The sequence below is a fragment of the Streptomyces sp. 2P-4 genome, from assembly GCF_030167965.1.
GTDB classification, from domain to species: domain Bacteria; phylum Actinomycetota; class Actinomycetes; order Streptomycetales; family Streptomycetaceae; genus Streptomyces; species Streptomyces globosus_A.
In genome coordinates this window covers 5,019,033-5,037,070 of sequence record NZ_CP095011.1, presented here as the reverse complement: position 1 = coordinate 5,037,070, position 18,038 = coordinate 5,019,033, and the positions used below count along the sequence as shown (strand labels likewise).

The 18,038-nt window shown below is 75.3% G+C and carries 17 protein-coding genes; 8 read left to right on the top strand and 9 right to left on the bottom strand.

Annotated features, from left to right (window positions below):
* Nucleotides 1-47: 47 nt before the first annotated feature.
* A complete protein-coding gene (locus MUK52_RS22320) occupies nt 48-3,422 on the bottom strand; it encodes an ATP-binding protein (protein ID WP_284579464.1) in 3,375 nt (1,124 codons plus the stop codon).
* Nucleotides 3,423-3,580: 158 nt separating this feature from the next.
* On the opposite strand from MUK52_RS22320, the gene MUK52_RS22315 reads away from it, so the two are divergent.
* Nucleotides 3,581-4,381: a site-2 protease family protein gene (locus tag MUK52_RS22315; RefSeq protein WP_284579462.1), complete on the top strand. Its 801-nt coding sequence runs from the start codon at nt 3,581-3,583 to the stop codon at nt 4,379-4,381.
* 19 nt (nt 4,382-4,400) lie between these two features.
* On the opposite strand, the gene MUK52_RS22310 is transcribed toward MUK52_RS22315, so the two are convergent.
* On the bottom strand, nt 4,401-4,586 hold the full coding sequence (locus MUK52_RS22310; RefSeq protein WP_114057351.1) for a hypothetical protein: 186 nt from the start codon (nt 4,584-4,586) through the stop codon (nt 4,401-4,403).
* Between the two features lie 254 nt (nt 4,587-4,840).
* Between MUK52_RS22310 and MUK52_RS22305 the strand changes: the two genes are divergently transcribed.
* Nucleotides 4,841-6,841 carry a TerD family protein gene (locus MUK52_RS22305; protein WP_284579459.1) on the top strand — a complete coding sequence of 667 codons (2,001 nt, stop codon included), beginning with the start codon at nt 4,841-4,843 and terminating at the stop codon, nt 6,839-6,841.
* 56 nt (nt 6,842-6,897) lie between these two features.
* On the opposite strand, the gene npdG is transcribed toward MUK52_RS22305, so the two are convergent.
* Both npdG and MUK52_RS22295 read right to left on the bottom strand, forming a co-directional pair.
* The gene (gene npdG, locus MUK52_RS22300; protein WP_114057352.1) at nt 6,898-7,620 is read right to left on the bottom strand and encodes an NADPH-dependent F420 reductase; all 723 of its coding nucleotides are present in this window, start codon (nt 7,618-7,620) and stop codon (nt 6,898-6,900) included.
* A gap of 135 nt (nt 7,621-7,755) precedes the next feature.
* Nucleotides 7,756-8,010: a hypothetical protein gene (locus MUK52_RS22295; protein WP_114057353.1), complete on the bottom strand. Its 255-nt coding sequence runs from the start codon at nt 8,008-8,010 to the stop codon at nt 7,756-7,758.
* 94 nt (nt 8,011-8,104) lie between these two features.
* On the opposite strand from MUK52_RS22295, the gene map reads away from it, so the two are divergent.
* On the top strand, nt 8,105-8,962 hold the full coding sequence (gene map, locus MUK52_RS22290; protein WP_114057354.1) for a type I methionyl aminopeptidase: 858 nt from the start codon (nt 8,105-8,107) through the stop codon (nt 8,960-8,962).
* Between the two features lie 133 nt (nt 8,963-9,095).
* Nucleotides 9,096-9,743, top strand: coding sequence for a biliverdin-producing heme oxygenase (locus MUK52_RS22285; RefSeq protein WP_284579454.1), 648 nt, complete (start codon nt 9,096-9,098; stop codon nt 9,741-9,743).
* On the opposite strand, the gene MUK52_RS22280 is transcribed toward MUK52_RS22285, so the two are convergent.
* The 4 genes from MUK52_RS22280 to MUK52_RS22265 all read right to left on the bottom strand — a co-directional run bounded on the left by MUK52_RS22280 (nt 9,733) and on the right by MUK52_RS22265 (nt 12,720).
* Nucleotides 9,733-10,404: a PhzF family phenazine biosynthesis protein gene (locus MUK52_RS22280; protein WP_114057356.1), complete on the bottom strand. Its 672-nt coding sequence runs from the start codon at nt 10,402-10,404 to the stop codon at nt 9,733-9,735. The genes MUK52_RS22285 and MUK52_RS22280 overlap by 11 nt on opposite strands.
* Nucleotides 10,405-10,456: 52 nt before the next feature.
* Nucleotides 10,457-11,032 (bottom strand): GNAT family N-acetyltransferase, encoded by a 576-nt coding sequence (locus MUK52_RS22275; RefSeq protein WP_114057357.1) that lies wholly within the window; start codon nt 11,030-11,032, stop codon nt 10,457-10,459.
* On the bottom strand, nt 11,029-11,892 hold the full coding sequence (locus MUK52_RS22270) for a PhzF family phenazine biosynthesis protein (RefSeq protein ID WP_114057358.1): 864 nt from the start codon (nt 11,890-11,892) through the stop codon (nt 11,029-11,031). Before MUK52_RS22270 ends, MUK52_RS22275 begins: the two co-directional genes overlap by 4 nt.
* A gap of 66 nt (nt 11,893-11,958) precedes the next feature.
* Complete coding sequence (locus MUK52_RS22265; RefSeq protein WP_284579451.1) at nt 11,959-12,720, bottom strand: SDR family oxidoreductase; 762 nt, start codon at nt 12,718-12,720, stop codon at nt 11,959-11,961.
* Between the two features lie 107 nt (nt 12,721-12,827).
* On the opposite strand from MUK52_RS22265, the gene MUK52_RS22260 reads away from it, so the two are divergent.
* Both MUK52_RS22260 and MUK52_RS22255 read left to right on the top strand, forming a co-directional pair.
* The gene (locus tag MUK52_RS22260; protein WP_284579449.1) at nt 12,828-14,282 is read left to right on the top strand and encodes a multidrug effflux MFS transporter; all 1,455 of its coding nucleotides are present in this window, start codon (nt 12,828-12,830) and stop codon (nt 14,280-14,282) included.
* A gap of 32 nt (nt 14,283-14,314) precedes the next feature.
* Nucleotides 14,315-15,316 carry a small ribosomal subunit Rsm22 family protein gene (locus tag MUK52_RS22255; RefSeq protein ID WP_284579447.1) on the top strand — a complete coding sequence of 334 codons (1,002 nt, stop codon included), beginning with the start codon at nt 14,315-14,317 and terminating at the stop codon, nt 15,314-15,316.
* A 39-nt stretch (nt 15,317-15,355) separates the two neighbouring features.
* On the opposite strand, the gene ddaH is transcribed toward MUK52_RS22255, so the two are convergent.
* A complete protein-coding gene (ddaH, locus tag MUK52_RS22250) occupies nt 15,356-16,186 on the bottom strand; it encodes a dimethylargininase (protein ID WP_342777134.1) in 831 nt (276 codons plus the stop codon).
* Nucleotides 16,187-16,294: 108 nt separating this feature from the next.
* Between ddaH and MUK52_RS22245 the strand changes: the two genes are divergently transcribed.
* Both MUK52_RS22245 and MUK52_RS22240 read left to right on the top strand, forming a co-directional pair.
* A complete protein-coding gene (locus tag MUK52_RS22245; protein WP_114057363.1) occupies nt 16,295-16,927 on the top strand; it encodes a TetR/AcrR family transcriptional regulator in 633 nt (210 codons plus the stop codon).
* A gap of 195 nt (nt 16,928-17,122) precedes the next feature.
* On the top strand, nt 17,123-17,857 hold the full coding sequence (locus MUK52_RS22240) for a bifunctional DNA primase/polymerase (protein ID WP_114057364.1): 735 nt from the start codon (nt 17,123-17,125) through the stop codon (nt 17,855-17,857).
* Nucleotides 17,858-18,038 lie beyond the last annotated feature (181 nt).

Genomic DNA, 18,038 nt, shown 5'->3' with positions numbered 1-18,038 from the left:
GTCCGCTCCGGATCGCGTCCCGGACGGGCCCCCGGCGGGGGGCCGGGTCAGATGAGGGCGGCGGCCTCCTCCAGGGTGAGGCCGCCGCCCTCGGCGTACGCGGCCCCGTACGCGGCGTCGTCCAGCTCCCCCCGGACCAGCTCCTCCGCGCGGGCCCGGTCCTCCCGCTCCGTCGCCACCGGGACGTGCCCGTCCGGCAGCAGCGCCCGGTACGCGCCCAGCAGCCGGGCGGCGCGCAGCGCCTCCTCGCGGCCGCCGAGCCCGGCCCGCGCTCGGGCCGCCGTCAGCACGTAGACGGCGGGCAGCTGCGGGGCGACCATGTCGGCCAGCGGGTCCCGGGCGGACTCCAGGGCCTGCCGCAGCACGGCCAGCGCCTGCTTGTGGCAGCCGTCCTGGTTGTCCAGCCAGGCCATCGTGGCGAGCAGGTAGCAGTCGAAGACGGCGTACGCGCCCATGGCGAACTCCTCGCGCAGCCGGCGGATGTGCGCGCGGGCCTCGGCGATACGGCCCCTGCGCCCCAGGCACACCGCCATGAACAGGTGGGCGGCCGGCATGGCCTCGTTGCCGTAGCTGCGGGGCATGGCGCGCAGCACGTCGGCGAGCAGGTCCTCGGCCTCGGCGTACCGCCCGCTCTCCATCAGCACCCCGGCCATGCGCACCCGCAGCACCGTCACCTGCGAGGGCGCGCCGAGCCGCTCCGCGTGCCGGATGGCCGCCCGGAAGTCGTCCGCGGCGAGCGCGTACAGGCCGTGCTTCTCGCGGGCCTCGGCGCGGGCCGACAGCGCCTCCGCGCAGCCCCAGTCGTCTCCGAGCGCGGTGAACAGCGCGAGGCTCTCCTCTGCGTCGCGGGAGGCGTCGCCCGCCCATGCGGCCCGGTTGGCCAGTACGTTCGCCCGGAGCTGCAGGGCGACGGCGAGCTCCCAGCGGTAGTCGAACGCGCGGGCCGTCTCGACGGTGGCGTCGATGGTGCGGCGCAGCATCTCCGCGTCCCCGCCGATCATCACCGCGTAGATCCACAGCGAGCCGGGGGCCCGGCAGGTCTGCGGCAGGCCCGGCCGGTAGGCGGCGAGGACGCCCTCGATCAGCGGGCGCACCTCCGGCGAGTTCCAGTTCTCGCTGTTCTGGTCCCGTGCGGCGAGCTGGAGGAGCCGGATGCCGCGCCAGGCCTCGGTGAGCGCCTCCCCGCGGTACGGCGGCGGCGTGTCGGCGATCCGGTCGGGCACCGGGCCGGCCGGGGCGACGGGCGCGCGGAAGGGGTCCGGGCCCAGCTCGGCGACGGCGTTCGCCCAGTGCCGGCACTCGGCACGCAGGTCGTGCATCTGCCAGTACCAGACGAGGCAGTGCACGAGGCACAGCGCCTCCCCGGCGTCCCGGGCCGCGACCGCCCGGCGCAGCGCGCTGCGGATGTTCTCGTAGTCGGCGGCGAGCCGCTCCCCGGCCTCCCGCTGGCCCGCCCCGCGCAGCAGGGGCTCGGTGGCCCGGGCGAACTCCCGGTAGTGCACGAGATGCCGCCGCTCGGCGGCCCCGGCCTCCCCGGACTCGGCGGCGAGGCGCTCCCGGGCGTACTCGGCGACGGTCTCCAGCATCCGGTACCGCATGCCGCCGGGCCCGGGCGCGGCGATGACGAGCGACTTGTCGACGAGCGACCCGACGACGGAGGCGACGTCCCCGGTCCGGACGACGGCGCCGCCGCGCCCGCCCGCACCGGGACCGCGGCCGGAATCGGGGTCGGGACCGGGACCGGGACCGGGACCGGGACCGGGGTCGGCGCAGACCGCTTCGGCGGCGGGCAGGTCGCAGCCGCCGGCGAAGACCGACAGGCGGGCCAGGACGCGGCGTTCCGCCGCGTCGAGGAGTTCCCACGACCAGTCGACGACCGCGCGGAGCGTCTGCTGCCGCGGCAGGAGGGTACGCGCGCCGCCCGTCAGCAGCCGGAACCGGTCGTCCAGCCGGTCCGCGATCTGCCGGGGCGTCAGCAGCCGCAGCCGCGCCGCCGCCAGCTCGATCGCGAGCGGGAGGCCGTCCAGGCGGCGGCAGATCTCGGCGGCCGCGTCGGGGTCCTCGGCGACGGTGAAGCCGGGGCGGGCGGCGGCGCCGCGGTCGTCGAGGAGCCGCAGCGCGGCATGGTCCGGCAGCGGCTCCACGGGCCGGAGGAACTCCCCCGGCACCCCGAGCGGTTCGCGGCTGGTGGCCAGGATCCGCACCCCGGGGCAGTGCGTGAGCAGCCGTTCGGCCAGCTCGGCGGCGGCCCCGGCGACGTGCTCGCAGTTGTCGAGGACCAGCAGCATGCCGCGCCGGGCGCAGTGCTCGGTGAGGCGGGCGAGCGGCTCGTCTCCCGCCCGCTCGGTCAGGGCCCGCAGCTCCTCGGCCGAGGCTCCGCGCAGCTTGGTCTCGCGGGCGCCGAGCGCGGTGAGGACGGCCTCGGGGACGTCGTCCGGGTCGTTGACGGGGGCGAGCTCGGCGAACCACACGCCGTCGGGCCACCGCTGCCGGCCGGCCGCGCCCGCGGCGTGGGCCTCGGCGGCCTCCTGCGACAGGCGGGTCTTGCCGGCGCCGCCCGGCCCCAGCAGGGTGACGAGCCGGGCCCGTCCGAGGTCCGCGCCGATGGCCCGGATGTCCTCCTCGCGCCCGACGAACGTCGTCAGCCGCGCCTTCAGGTTCCCCGGCCGCGCCTCCGGAACGGCTGCGGGCCCGGGGGGCCCGGGCGGCGGCGCGAGGAGTTCGGCGTGCAGGGCGCGCAGGGCCGGCCCGGGGTCCGTGCCGAGCCGGGCGGCGAGCTCCTGCCGGACCTCCTCGTAGGCGGCGAGCGCCTCCGCCGCCCGCCCCGCGTCCCGCAGCGCCCGGATCCGCAGCGCCTGGAGCGGCTCGTCCAGCGGGTGCCGCCCGCACAGCTCGGCGAGCTCGGGCAGGGCGCGTTCCGCCTCGCCGAGGCCGAGGGCCGCCGCGAGCCGGCCCCGCCGCGCGTCGGCCCGTACGGCTTCCCAGCGCGCGGCCTCCGCGCCCGGCTCGGGCAGGTCGGCCAGGGCCGGGCCGCGCCACAGCGCCAGCGCCTCGTCGTACAGGGCCGCGGCCTGCGCCGGATCTGCCCCGACGGCCGCGGCGGCGGCCCGGACGAGCCGCTCGAAGCGGTACGCGTCGACGTCCTCACGGGCGGCCGCGAGCAGGTAGCCGCCCTCCTCGGAACGCACCGCGGACCGGCCCAGGGCCCGCCGCAGCCGCCCGACCAGCGCCTGCAGGGCGGCCGGCCCGTCGGCGGGGGGCTCGCCGGCCCACACGTCGGCGACGAGCAGGTGCACCGGCACGGCCCGCCCGGCCCGCAGGGCCAGCGCGGTCAGCAGGGCGCGCAGCCGCGCCCCGCCGACGGCGACGGGCGTCCCGTCGCCCCGGACGACCTGAACGGAACCGAGGATCGCGTAGCGCACCGCCCCATTGTCCCCACAGGGGCGCCCGCCCCCGCCCCGTTTTCCCCGTCCGCCCCACGCGCCCCAGTGGCACCCGCTCGGCCCGGTCGCGGCCCGGTGCGGAGCCCTGCCCCCGCCCCCTTCCGCGGCCGCCGGGGGCGCGCGGTAGGTTTCGCGGCATGGTTCATCAGGGGACGCGCAGTGAGCGCCAGGTCAGTTCCGTCTTCCTCGGCATGGTCGCGATCATGGCGGTCACGGGGTGGGCCGTGTGGACGGGCTACTCGCAGAGCGCCGGGCTCGCGGTGTTCCTCTTCGTCACGTCGGCGTGGCTGGTCTCGCTGTGCCTGCACGAGTACGCGCACGCCCGGACGGCCCTGCACGGCGGCGACCTCACCGTCGGCGCGAAGGGCTACCTGACGCTGAACCCCCTCAAGTACACGCACGTCCTGCTCAGCGTCGTCCTGCCGCTGGTCTTCGTGATCATGGGCGGTATCGGCCTGCCGGGCGGCGCCGTGTTCATCGAGCGGGACCGCATCCGGGGCCGCTGGAAGCACAGCCTGATCTCGGCGGCGGGCCCGCTGACGAACGTGGCGTTCGCCGTCGTCTGCACCGCCCCGTTCTGGCTGGGCGCCCTCGACGGGGTGCCGCAGCCGTTCCGCTTCGCGCTGGCGTTCCTCGCACTGCTGCAGGTGTCGGCGTCGATCCTGAACTTCCTGCCGGTGCCCGGCCTCGACGGCTACGGGGTCATCGAGCCCTGGCTGTCGTACCGGGTGCGCCGGGAGCTGGCGCCGCTGGCGCCGGTCGGGCTGATCGCGGTGTTCGCACTGCTGTGGATCCCGGCCGTGAACGCGGTCTTCTTCGACGTGGTCCACGGCGCCCTGTCGGCGCTGGGCGTGCCGGACCTCGACAGCTACTGCGGGTTCGACCTGTTCCGCTTCTGGGAGGACACCGAGGGCTTCTGCGCGGTACCGCAGCCCTGACGCCGGGCGGGCCGGCGGGTCAGCCGGCCTGGCGGGCGGCCTTGCGGGCCCGCTCGCGGCGGATGTAGTACCAGGCCATGTTGGAGGACAGGCCGGCCAGCAGCACCCAGACGATGCCGAGGAAGCTGCCCTCGACGAAGGCCACCACGGCCGCCGCCACGGACAGCACGCAGACGAGGAGGGCGAAGACGGCGAGGCGGGGCATGGGGTACGTCTCCTAGACGGGGCACGGAACGGCATCGAGCCCCTCCAGTGTCCCCCACGCCCCGCACAGCCCCACGCCGCCACCCCCCGCCCCGCCCGCGGCCCTTTTCCCCGTTCGCCGGATCCGCGCCCTCCCGCGCCGCTATGGTGCGCCCGAGGGTGTGTCGCGCATCACGCGCCGCGAGCACAGAGGCAGAACGACAGCCCGGCCCGCTCGGCCCGCCGCAGCGGGCGCCGGGCGACTGGGGGGTACGCGTGCAGGAAGTCACCAAGGGCGGCAACACCAACCTGACCGCCCTCAGCGAGGATTCCGGATCCGTCGTGGTCAGCCTGGGCTGGACGAGCGCTTCGGGGGCCGGGGACGCGGACGTGTCCGTCCTCCTCCTCGGCGAGGGCGGCAAGGTCCGCAGCGACGACGACTTCGTCTTCTACAACAACCCGGCCGCCGCCGACGGCAGCGTCCAGCTGCTGGGGAAGACGCCGACGGACAGCGGCGAGGAGGACCGGATCAGCCTCGACCTCACCGCCGTCCCGCAGGACGTCGTACGGATCGTCGTGGCGGCCAGCCAGTACGGCGACGCCCGCTTCGGCGACCTCGACGACCTGCGGATGACGGTCTCGGACCGGTCCGGGGAGCCGCTCGTCGGCTTCTCCATCGACGACGCCGGCGCGGAGAGGGCCTTCATCTTCGGCGAGCTCTACCGGCGCGGCCCGGAGTGGAAGTTCCGCGCGGTCGGCCAGGGGTACGAGACCGGCCTCGCCGGCCTGGCCACGGACTTCGGCATCACCGTCGACGACGGGGAGGACACCGCCGCCCCGGCGGCGGTCCCGGTCCCCGCCCCGGTCGGGGCCGCGGCCGCCGCAGCCCCCGCCGCCGTACGGGCCGCACCGGCGGCGGACGCCCCCGCCGTCCCCGCCCTGCCCGTGCAGCGCACGGCCCGCAGCCCGCGGACGACCAAGAAGAAGACCACCCTGCCCAGGTCCGCCGGGAAGTCGCTCGCCGAGAACGACACCTGGCGGCAGGCCTGCCTGTTCCCGGCGCCGACGCTGAAGAGCGACCGCGAGCGGGAGGTCCGCGCCACCTCGATCCTGCTGTCCGTGATGGCCCAGGTGCCCGAGCTGGGCCGCCGCCTGACGGCCGGCTTCGGCGCCCCGGCCGGGCGGATGCAGACCTTCACCGAGGTGTCCCTGCCGCACGGCGACACCCCGCGCCGGCCCGACGGGGTGGTCCGCGTGGAGCGGGCCGGCCGGATCTGGACCGCCCTGCTCGAGACGAAGACGAACGGCAACCCGCTCAAGCCGGAGCAGGTGCAGGAGTACATGGACATCGCGGCGCGCCGCGGCTACGAGGCAGTGATCACCCTCTCCAACGACGTGGCGCTGGACGGCGTCCCGATCGTGGACGTCAAGGTCGACGGGCGGCGCAAGCACAAGGTCGGCCTGTGGCACCTCTCCTGGGCGGAGGTGGCGCACCAGGCGCAGATGCTGCTCCTCCACGAGGGCGTCGGGAACCCGGCCCACGCCTGGCTGCTGCAGGAGCTCCTCGCCTACCTGCGGCACGAGCAGTCCGGATGCCACGGCTTCCACAACATGGGGCCCGCCTGGGTGCCCGTGCGCAAGGGGGTCGAGGACGAGACGATCTCCGCGGGAGACGAGCGGGCCGTCGGCGTGGTGGAGAGCTGGGAGCGGCTGATCCGCCAGGTGTGCCTGCGCCTCGGCGGCGAGCTGGGGCAGAAGGCGCTGCCCGTGCAGCGGGCCCGGCGCGGCAGCGACCCGCACGCGCGGCGGGTCGCCGCGGCGGAGCGGCTGTGCCGGGAGGGCAGGCTCTTCGCCGAGCTGCGCATCGACGGCACGACCAGCGTGGTCGCGGTGACCGCGGACCTGCGCACGGGCCGGATCCGGACGTCGGCGGAGGTGGCGGCCCCGGAGGGCGCCTACCCGCTGCCGACGGTGAAGCGGCTGGTGAGGATGCTGGCGGACGCGCCGGCGGACCTGCACGTCGAGAGCATCGTCGAGGGCGACAACGGCCCCCGGGGCACGCTGGAGCGGCTCCGTCCGGAACCGGGCGACCTGCTGCCCGCGAGCGGGGTGCCGATCACCGGGTTCCGGCTGTCCCTGATCAAGGGCATGGGCAGCGGCCGGGGCAGTGCGGAGACCGGCTTCATCCGCAGCGTGGACGCCGCGGTGGGCCGCTTCCACAGCGGTGTCCTCGCGCATCTGGCCGGCTTCGATAGCCGTTCGGGCCGCCGCGGCTGACGGTCGCGGGGCGCGGCCGGCCTCTCCGGAGGCCGGCCGGGCCGCCGCCGGGGCGGTCAGACGTCGGTGATGCGCAGGGCGGCGTGGGCCTTGTAGCGGCGGTTCGTGGAGATGAGGTTCGCCACGAGGGCCTCGACCTGGTGCGCGTTGCGCAGCCGGCCGGCGAAGACGCCGCGCATTCCGGGGATGCGGGCGGCCAGGGCCTGGACGATGTCGGTGTCGGCGCGGGAGTCGCCGAGGACCATCACGTCCGTGTCGATCTCCGCGACGGACTCGTCCTGGAGGAGGACCGCCGACAGGTGGTGGAAGGCGGCGGTGACCCGCGAGTCGGGCAGGAGTGCGGCGGCCTGCTGGGCGGCGCTGCCCTCCTCGACCCGGAGGGCGTACGCGCCCTGCTTGTCGAAGCCGAGGGGGTTGACGCAGTCCACGACGAGCTTGCCCGCGAGGTCCTCGCGGAGCGCTTCGAGGGTCTTCGCGTGGCCCTCCCACGGCACCGCGATGATCACGACGTCGCTGCGGCGGGCGGTCTCGGCGTTGTCGGCGCCCTCCACTCCGAGGCCGATCCCGGCGGCGGCCTGGCGGGCGCGGTCTGCGGCGCGCGAGCCGATGACCACCTTCTGGCCCGCCTTGGCGAACCGGTAGGCCAGGCCCCGGCCCTGGTCTCCGGTGCCGCCGAGGACGCCGACGACGAGGCCGGAGACGTCCGGCAGGTCCCACGGGTCCTTGGCGGGGGCCTTGGCGGGCGCGGGCGGCTTCTGGGTGCTGTCGCTAGAGGTCATGGGGGGAGCGTAGTGCGGGGATCCGTACGCGCGAACGGGTGCCGCCCCGTGCGGCCGCCCGGCCCGGGCCTCCCCGGCGGCCCTGCCGCGCCGCGGCCGCTCCCGGACGGCCTCCCGCCGCCCCGGACGGACCCCCTAGGAGGCCGAGCCCGGGCCGCTCCCGTCGTCCGGCGTGCCCTCGGCGGACTTGTCGTTCCACCGGGGGTCGTTCTGCCATTCGAGGTTGCGCTCCTGCGCCGTCTCCATGGCGTGGGCCGCCTCCTCGGGCGATCCGTACGGGCCGAAACGGTCCTTCGCCGGGCACTCGGGGCCCTCTTCGACCTTCTTGTGGACCAGGCAGTAGTACCACTCGCCCGGTTTGCCCGTCTGGCGCTTCTTGAACAGGGCCATCGTCCCCGGCTCCTTCCTCCGCGGCCGCGTGCCGCCTCCGTACCGTCCTGTCTGCCGCCATGCTGCCCCAGGAGTGCTGGATACACTCGCTTGCATGTCTGGCCAGTCGCTGCTCGTACCCGGCGAGCTCTCTCCGCCCCGTTCCGTTCCCGGCAACATCCGCCGGCCCGAGTACGTGGGCAAGCCCGCGCCCACTCCGTACACCGGCCCGGAGGTGCAGACGCCCGAGACCGTCGAGGCGATGCGCACCGCCGGACGGATCGCCGCGCGGGCGATGGAGGAGGCCGCGAAGCTGATCGCCCCCGGCACCACCACCGACGAGCTCGACCGCGTCGCGCACGAGTACCTGTGCGACCACGGGGCCTACCCGTCGACGCTGGGCTACCGCGGCTTCCCGAAGTCGCTGTGCACCTCCGTCAACGAGGTCATCTGCCACGGCATCCCCGACTCGACGGTGCTGCGCGACGGCGACATCGTGAACCTGGACGTCACCGCGTACATCGGCGGCGTGCACGGCGACAACAACGCCACCTACCTGTGCGGCGACGTGGACGAGGAGTCCCGCCTCCTGGTGGAGCGGACCCGGGAGGCGCTGAACCGGGCGATCAAGGCCGTCAAGCCGGGCCGGCAGATCAACGTGATCGGCCGGGTCATCGAGTCGTACGCGAAGCGTTTCGGCTACGGCGTGGTCCGGGACTTCACGGGGCACGGCATCAACTCGGCGTTCCACTCCGGCCTGATCATCCCGCACTACGACAGCCCGCACGCCACGACCGTCATGCAGCCCGGGATGACCTTCACGATCGAGCCGATGCTGACGCTCGGCACCCACGAGTACGACATGTGGGAGGACGGCTGGACGGTCGTGACGAAGGACCGGAAGCGGACCGCGCAGTTCGAGCACACACTGGTCGTGACGGACTCGGGAGCCGACATCCTCACCCTGCCGTAGCCGGTTCCGGGCCCCCGGGGACGTTTTACCGACAACGCGTCGGGAACACATTGACTTAGGTATGCCTAAGCAGGAGGATCAGGTGTGGCGGCCGTGCCGCCACGCCCGGTCCCCCCTTCCCCGGAGGTCTGTCTTGGACGCCTTCTCCACGGCCATCCGCGTCGCGTCGCACGAGCAGCACACCGAGGCCGAGTCCTCCTCCTTCATGAGCGACCTGCTCGGCGGCCGGCTCGGAGTCGACGCGTACGCCCGCTACACCGAGCAGCTGTGGTTCGTGTACCGGGCCCTGGAGGACGCGGCCGAGGCCCTCGCCGGCGATCCGGTGGCGGGGCCCTTCATCCGTCCGGAACTGCTGCGCGTCGCCGAGATCGAGCGCGACCTGGCGCACCTGCGCGGCCCGTCCTGGCGCGAGACGCTGGTGGCGCTGCCCGCCACGCGGGCGTACGCGGCGCGGGTCGCCGAATGCGCGGCCGCCTGGCCCGGCGGGTACGTCGCCCACCACTACACCCGCTACCTGGGCGACCTCTCCGGCGGCCAGATCATCCGCGACCGGGCGGAGCGGGCCTGGGGCTTCGCGCGCAAGGGCGACGGCGTCCGCTTCTACGTCTTCGCGGACATCTCCAACCCGGCCGCCTTCAAGCGCGAGTACCGCGGGCTCCTCGACGCGATCGCCGCGGACGACCTGGAGAAGCAGCGCATCATCGACGAGTGCAAGCGGGCCTTCGACTACAACGGGGCCGTCTTCCGCGAGCTGGGGGCGGAGTTCCCGCTCAGCGCCTGACCGGCTGCGCCGGGGAGTCGAAGCGGACGCGCCCGCCGATCTCGACGGTGCCGTCGGGTCCGGGCGCGGTGAGGATCTGCGAGCCCGCGCCCTGGTTGATGTTCAGGGCGCGGTTCAGCTGCGCCGTCAGCAGGGCCGCGGCCGAACCGGTGGCCTCGTCCTCGGCGATGGCCCCGTCGGGCCGCCGGGGGAAGCCGCGGGCGCGGACGCGGCCCGCGGCCTCGTCCTCCCACGCCCACGCGTACAGCCAGCCCTCGCCGGGCGGCGGTGCGGGCAGCGCGTCGACCTCGCCGGGCGTCGCGTACTGCCGGGTGCGCTTGCCCTCGGCCCACTCGGGCCGGACCGTGACCCAGGTGAACTCGCCGTCGTCGCGGGCCCATACGGACCCGGCGGGCGGCTGGAGCTCCTCGATGTCCAGCAGCCAGGCCACCCCGACGAGCGGGTGCCCCGCGAACGCCATGCGCGTGCCCGGGGTGCGGATGTCGACGACCCCGCGCTCGGGGTCGTCGACGAACACCGTCTCGCTGTAGCCGAGTTCGGCGGCGAGCGCCTGCCGGGACGCGTCGTCCGGGCAGGTGCGGCCGTCGCGGACGACGCCGAGCAGGTTGCCGAACCGCCCGTCGCCCGCGCAGAAGACCCTGAGTACGTCGAGATCGTTCACGCGGGCATTCAAACACGGCCCGGCCGCGGGCCGCGCTCCGCCGCCCGGCCGGTCACCAGAGCCGGTCGACCGCCCCCGGGTGCAGGGCGATACGGGTCCCCGCGAAGTCCTCCGCCCGACCGGTGCGCCCGCCGGCGCGCGGCGGGAAGTAGCCGAGCACCTCCTTGTCGAAGCCCGGCTCGTCCGTGGCCAGCGGCTCGGCGGGCGTGCCGCCCACCAGCACGGCCCCGGGCAGGCGGGTGAACCCGGCCGCCTCGTAGAAGCCGGCGAGCGGCCGGTCGCAGCTGAACAGGACGACGTCCACGCCCGGGTCGGCGGCCAGCGCCGCCCGTGCGGCCGCGACCAGGCGGCGCCCGTACCCGCGGCCGCGCACCGACTCCCGGGTGACGACGGCGCTCAGGCCGGCGGCGCGGTAGGTCCGCCCCGCGTGCCGGAGCCGCTTGTACAGCAGCGCCAGCGACGCGAGGACCGTCCCCGACGCGTCGAGCAGCAGCAGGGCCCGCGGGGCGAGCGCCGGGTCGTGCCCCGCCGTGGCGCCCGGCCAGGCCTGCGCCTCCAGCTCGGCGACCTGCGCCGCGAGGTCCGCCGGCAGCTCGGCCTCCGGCCAGGCGGCGACCGTCGCGGTCATGCGGGGATCCGGACGCCCGCGCCGCCGACCCGCACCCGCCTGTCACCGGGCCGCAGCTCCACGGTCAGCACGCCGGGGCGGCCCATGTCCTCGCCCTGGTGGAGGGTGAGGACGGCCTCGTCCGGTACGAGCTCCAGCTCGCGGGCGTACGCGCCGAAGGCGGCCGCGGCGGCCCCGGTGGCGGGGTCCTCGACGACGCCGCCGACCGGGAAGGGGTCCCGTACGTGGAAGGTGTCGGGGCCGGCCCGGTGCACCAGCTGCACGGTGGTCAGGTCCAGGCGCTGCATCAGCGCCTCCAGCCGGGCGAAGTCGTAGTCCAGGGCGGCGAGGCGCTCGCGGGTGGCCGCGCCGAGGACGAGGTGGCGGGCACCGGCGAAGGCGATCCGCGGCGGGAGGGCCGGGTCCAGGTCGGCCGCCGGCCAGTCCAGGGCGGCCAGCGCCTCGGCGAGGTCGGAGCCGGCGATGTCCTCGGTGTGCGGCTCGACGCTGGTCAGGACGGCCCGCAGGCCGCTGCCGGTGTCGGTGACCGAGACGGGCACCGTGCCGGCCGGGGTGGCGAAGACCAGTTCGCCCGGACCGATCCGCTCCGCCAGCGCGACGGACGCGGCGACCGTGGCGTGCCCGCAGAAGGGGACCTCGGCCTTCGGGCTGAAGAAGCGGAGCGTGAAGGCCCGGCCGGGCGGGCCGTCGAGGCCCTGCGGCGGGCCCGTCAGGAACGCGGTCTCGCTGTAGCCCAGTTCGGCGGCGATCCGCAGCATCGCGGCGTCGTCCAGGCCGCTCGCGTCGAGCACGACCCCGGCGGGGTTGCCGCCGGCGGGGTCGTCGGAGAAAGCGGTGTAGCGCAGTACCTCGGTCGTCATGCTGTGGCTCAACTGCGGTGCGCCGCGGCGCATTCCCGTCCGGCGGCGCCCCCGGCGCGGGCCTGCTCAGCCGCGCCCGATGTACGGCATGGCCGTCGCCATCACCGTCGCGAACTGCACGTTCGCCTCCAGCGGCAGCTCCGCCATGTGCAGCACGGTGCGGGCCACGTCGGCGGCGTCCATCACGGGCTCCACCGCGAGCTGCCCGTTCGCCTGGAGGATCCCGGTCTGCATCCGCTCGGTCATCTCGGTGGCCGCGTTGCCGATGTCGATCTGCCCGCAGGCGATCCGGTACGGGCGCCCGTCCAGGGAGAGCGACTTCGTCAGGCCGGTCACGGCGTGCTTGGTCGCCGTGTACGCGACCGAGTGGGGCCGGGGGGTGTGGGCGGAGATGGAGCCGTTGTTGATGATGCGGCCGCCCTGCGGGTCCTGCTCCTTCATCTGCCGGAAGGCGGCCTGCGCGCACAGGAAGGAGCCGGTGAGGTTGACGTCGACGACGCGCCGCCAGTCGTCGGGGGAGAGGTCCTCCAGGGGCACCCCGCCCGGGCCGAAGGTGCCCGCGTTGTTGAAGAGGAGGTCGAGCCGGCCGTACCGCTCGCGGACGGCCGCGAACAGCGCGGCGACGTCCTGCGGGGAGCTCACGTCTGCGGGGACGCACAGCACGTCGGCTCCGGGCCCTGCCGCCCGCGCGGTCTCCTCCAGCGGAGCGGTCCGGCGGCCGGCGGCGGCCACGGCCCATCCGGCGCCGGCGAGGGCGAGGGCGACGGAGCGGCCGATGCCGGAGCCGGCGCCCGTGACCACGGCGGTCTTCATGCCAGGTGCGTTCATGGGGCCGCAGGGTACGGCAGAAGCCGGGCGCGTCGGCGGACGTTCCGACAGCTGAGAGCATGGACCGGCCAGGGGTGTGAAAAGACGACGAGAAGACTGGAGTCCGCATGCCGGAGACAGGCCCTGCGACGGCCGCGCACGAGCCGCCGCCGAAGACGCCGCCCGCCGAACCGACCGCTTCCGCCCCCGTCCCCCGCCCGGCCCCCGCCCCGGGCGCGGACTCCGGCTCCGACTCCGACTCCGACTCCGACTCCGGCTCCGGCTCCGACTCCGCCGCCGGCTCCGCTGCCGTCCCCGCCCCGCGGACCGAGTCCGCGCCCGCGGCGCCGCGCGCCGGCACCGCCGCCGCCCGCCGCACGGGGCTGCTCGTCATGGTCGTCCTCGGCGGGCTCAGCGCCCTCCCGCCGCTGTCCATGGACATGTACCTTCCGGCCCTGCCGGAGGTCGCGTCCGCCCTGGCCAGCCCGGCCGCCACCGTCCAGCTCACCCTGACCGCGTGCCTGGCCGGCATGGCCCTCGGCCAGCTCGTCATCGGCCCGATGAGCGACAGGTGGGGCCGCCGCCGGCCGCTCCTCGCCGGCATGGCCCTGTACGTCCTCGCGACCGCCGTCTGCGCGCTCGCCCCGACCGCCGAGCTGCTGATCGGCTTCCGCCTGCTCCAGGGCCTGGCCGGAGCCGCGGGCATCGTGATCGCCCGCGCCGTCGTCCGCGACCTGTACGAGGGTGTGGAGATGGCGAAGTTCTTCTCCAGCCTGATGCTGATCTCCGGGGTGGCGCCCATCATCGCCCCGCTCATCGGCGCGCAGGTGCTCCGCTTCGCCGACTGGCGCGGCGTCTTCGTCGTCCTCGCCGCCGTCGGACTCGCCCTGACCCTCCTCGTGTGGCGCCGCCTGGACGAGACGCTGCCGCCGGAGCAGCGGCACACCGGCGGCGTCGGCGCCGCCCTGCGGACCATGCGCGGGCTGCTCGCGGACCGCGTCTTCGCCGGGTACGTGCTGGCCGGCGGCTTCTCCTTCGCCGCGCTGTTCGCGTACATCGCGGCCTCCCCGTTCGTCGTCCAGGAGATATACGGGGCCTCCGCGCAGACCTTCAGCCTGCTGTTCGGCCTGAACTCCGTCGGCCTGATCCTCGCCGGGCAGGTCAACGGCAAGCTGCTCGTCGGCCGGGTCAGCCTCGACAAGGTCCTGGCCTGCGGGATCGCCGTGGTCGTCGCCGCGTCCGCCGCGCTGCTGCTGATGTCGGCGGGCGTGTTCGGCCCGGTCGGCCTGGCGCCGGTCGCCGCCGCCCTGTTCGTGCTGATGTCGGCGATGGGCCTGGTCCTGCCCAACACGAACGCGCTGGCCCTGATGCGCACCCCGCAGGCCGCCGGGTCGGCGTCGGCGCTGCTCGGCACCTCCTCGTTCCTCGTCGGCGCGGCCGCCTCGCCGCTCGTCGGCATCGCCGGGGAGGACACCGCCGTTCCGATGGCTGTCGTCCAGGTCTGCTGCGGGCTCCTCGCCGCGGGCTGCTTCCTCGGCCTGTGCCGGCCCTGGCGCAGCCGCGGAGCGGCTGCCGCGGCGTGAGCCGGGCACCGGGGGCGCCGTAAACTTCGGAGGTGAACGCCTCCGCCCCCACCACCGCCGAAACCCTCCGGTCCGCGCTGGCCGGACTCCTCGACGGGCTGCCGCCGAAGCAGGCCGCGGCCGCCGTCGAGCGGCTGATCGCCAACTACCGGGGGCGCACCCCGACCGACGCCCCCGTCCTTCGGGACCGCTCCGACGTGGCGGCGTACGCGGCGTACCGTATGCCCGCCACCTTCGAGGCGGTCCGCTCCGCGCTCGCCGGCCTCGCCGAGGCCGCCCCGGACTGGGCGCCCGCCTCGCACGTGGACGTCGGCGGCGGCACGGGCGCGGCAACCTGGGCGGTCGACGCCACCTGGGACGGCCCGCGCGCCACGACCGTGCTGGACTGGGCGGAACCCGCACTCGCCCTCGGCCGCGAACTGGCCGGGGCGTCCGGCTCGCCCGCGCTGCGGGGCGCCGAGTGGCGGCGGGCCGTCATCGGCTCGGCCCTCGCCCTGCCCGCCGCGGACCTCGTGACCGTCTCGTACGTCCTCGGGGAGCTCACCCCGGAGGCCCGGCGCGCCGTCGTCGCCGAGGCGGCCCGCGCCGGACAGGCCGTCGTCCTCATCGAGCCGGGCACCCCCGAGGGCTACCTGCGCATCCGCGAGGCCCGCGACCAGCTGATCGCGGCGGGCCTGCACGTCGCCGCGCCCTGCCCGCACGACGGGGCCTGCCCGATCGGCGTCGGCGAGGACTGGTGCCACTTCTCGGCGCGGGTCAGCCGCTCCTCCCTGCACCGGCAGGTCAAGGGGGGCTCGCTGCCGTACGAGGACGAGAAGTTCAGCTACGTCGCGGCCACCCGCTTCCCGGCGGAGCCGGCCGCCGCCCGGATCACGCGCAGGCCGCAGATCCGCAAGGGCCTCGTCCTGCTCGACCTGTGCGGGCCGGAGGGCGAGGGGCTGGTCCGGGCCACCGTGACCAAGCGGCACGGCGACCTCTACAAGCGGGCGCGGGACGCCGAATGGGGCCGGGAGTGGCCTCCGGCCACGGACTGACGTCCGCGGCCGGAGGCGCGGGGCGGAGCCGGGGCGGGCCTACGTCCGCAGCTCCTGGGTGCAGCACTTCACGCTGCCGCCGCCCTTGAGCAGCTCGCCCAGGTCCATCGGCACCGGCTCGAAGCCCCGGTCCCGCAGCGGGCCGAACAGCCCGGTGGCCGCCTGCGGCAGCAGGACGTGCCGGCCGTCGCTGACCGCGTTCAGCCCGAGCGCGGCCGCGTCCTCGGCGCCGGCGATCAGCGCGTCCGGGAAGAGCCGCCGCAGCACGGCCCGGCTGCCCGGCGAGAAGGCCTCCGGGTGGTACATCACCTCGTCGCCGTCCAGCACGCACAGTGCCGTGTCGAGGTGGTAGTACCGCGGGTCGACCAGGTCCAGCCCGATGACGGGACGGCCGAAGAACTCCTGCGCCTCGTCGTGCGAGAGGGGGCTGGAGCGGAAGCCCCGCCCGGCCAGGATCCAGCTGGCCGTGACGGCGAAGTCGCCCTCCCCCTCGTTGACGTGGGCCGGCTCGTGGACGTCCCGGAAGCCGTGCGAGCGGAACCAGGCACGGTGGATCTCCGCCTCGCCGGTGCGCTCCGCGTGCGCGAACCGGGCGCCGAGGACCCGGCCGTCGATGACGAGGGCGCCGTTCGCGGCGAAGACCATGTCGGGGAGGCCCGGCTCCGGCTCCAGGGTCTCGACGGTGTGCCCGAGGGACAGGTAGCGGTCCCTGAGGTCCTCCCACTGGGCCATGGCCAGGGGGAGGTCCACCGGTTTCCCGGGGTCCATCCACGGGTTGATGGAGTACGTGACCTTGAAGTGTGCCGGTGGGCACATCAGGTAGCGCCGGGGTGTGGCGTCTCTGCGCAAAGAAGGCTCCTCACGACTCACGGACTGGTGGGTGAATCGTCTCTCCTCCGGGGGAGCCGCGCAGCGGACTGACCGGGTGATGTGCACATTGACTGAAAGACGAGATGTTCCGGTTGCTAATTTGTCCGAATGACCAGCAAGAACCCTGACGCGAAAGCCCCCGACGCGAGCCGCCGCAGCGAGCGCTCCCGGCAGGCGATCCTCGACGCGGCGCTCGCCCTGGTCGGCGAGGTGGGCTACAACCGGCTGACCGTCGAGGCGATCGCGGCCCGCGCCGGGGTCGGCAAGCAGACGATCTACCGGTGGTGGCCGTCGAAGGCGGCCGTCCTGCTGGACGCCTCGCTCGCACTCTCCGGCAAGGCCGCGGACGAGGGCGGCTGGACCGGCTTCCCCGACACCGGCGACCTCGCCGCCGACCTGAAGGCCGTCATGCGGGCGACGGTCGACGAACTGTCCGACGAGACGTACGCGGCCCCCGCGCGCGCCCTCGCGGCCGCCGGTGCCACCGACCCCGGCCTCGGCGCCCGCTTCACGGAGCAGCTGCTGGAACCGCAGCTCGCCCTCTACGAGGAGCGGCTGCGATCCGCCCGCGAGGCCGGGCACATCTCCCCCGGCACGGACCTGCGGGTGGCCGTGGAGATGCTGGTGGGCCCCCTCACCTACCGCTGGCTGCTGCGCACGGGCCCCCTCACCCACGCCTTCGCGGACGAGGTCGTCGACCGCGTCCTGGCGGGCATCGCCGCGCACGCCGACACCGCGTGACCACCGGGGGTGGCGAACGTCACCGACACCGCCCCCCGCGCCCCCCGGCCCACCAATGGCCGGATTTCGCCTGCTATGAGGCGATATTCCGGGCGTCGAACAGGGGCTTGTCCTTGGGGAGAGCGGTCACCCGGACCGCCGGATGGTGGGACGATGTCAGGGTCTGCCGGGGCCAACGCTGAGGTGAGGGGATAGATGGGGTCTGAGTCCGGCCGCGTCAAACGCGGCGAGCAGAGCAGGATTTCGCAGTGGCTGCGCCGGCGCCCGAAGTCCGCGCCGGAGGACCCCGGCCGGGTACGCGAGGCACTGCTGCTCTCCGTGGCCGCGGCGGGCCTGCCGCTCGCCCCCGCCGCCCACCCCGTCGGCTACCGGTGCTCCTGCGACCGGATCGGCTGCCCCACCCCCGCGAGGCACCCCCTCTCCTTCGCCTGGCAGACCCAGTCGACCACCGACCGGGCCCAGGTCGAGCGCTGGGCGCGCAACGAGCCCCAGGCCAACTTCATCACCGCGACCGGCATGGTCCACGACGTCCTGGACGTCCCCCTGGAAGCCGGCGCCAAGGCCCTCGAACGCCTCCTCGCCGCCGGCATCGACGTCGGCCCGGTCGCCGAGTCGGGCGGTACGGGCGACGAGGCCCGCATGCTCTTCTTCACCGCCACCCGGGGCACCCCCGAGGACGAGGACGAGTGGTGGCCGTGCGAACTGGACTGCCACCCGGAGACGATGGACGAGCACCCGGGCCTGCGCTGGCACTGCCGCGGCAGCTACGTCCTCGTCCCCCCGGCAGCCCTCCCCGGCGACCGGGCCGTGACATGGGTCCGCGGCATGGAACACCCCCTGCCGGACCCGCTGACCCTCCTGGAAACCCTGACGGACGCCTGCGCAGCGCACGCCACGACCCCGGCAGCAGCCTGGCCCCTCCACCACTGACCGCCGGCCAAACCAGCCCCGCCGGCGTTTGAGGCGCGGGGGTGCGGGGGCAGGGCCCCGCAACGGGCCCGGGCAGAGCCCGGGAAACGGAGAAAGGGCGGGGCGGGGAGCCGGCTCCGCGCAGCGGCAACCCGCACCCGGCGGCGACGACGGCGACGGCAGCGGCGGCGGCGCCCCGCCC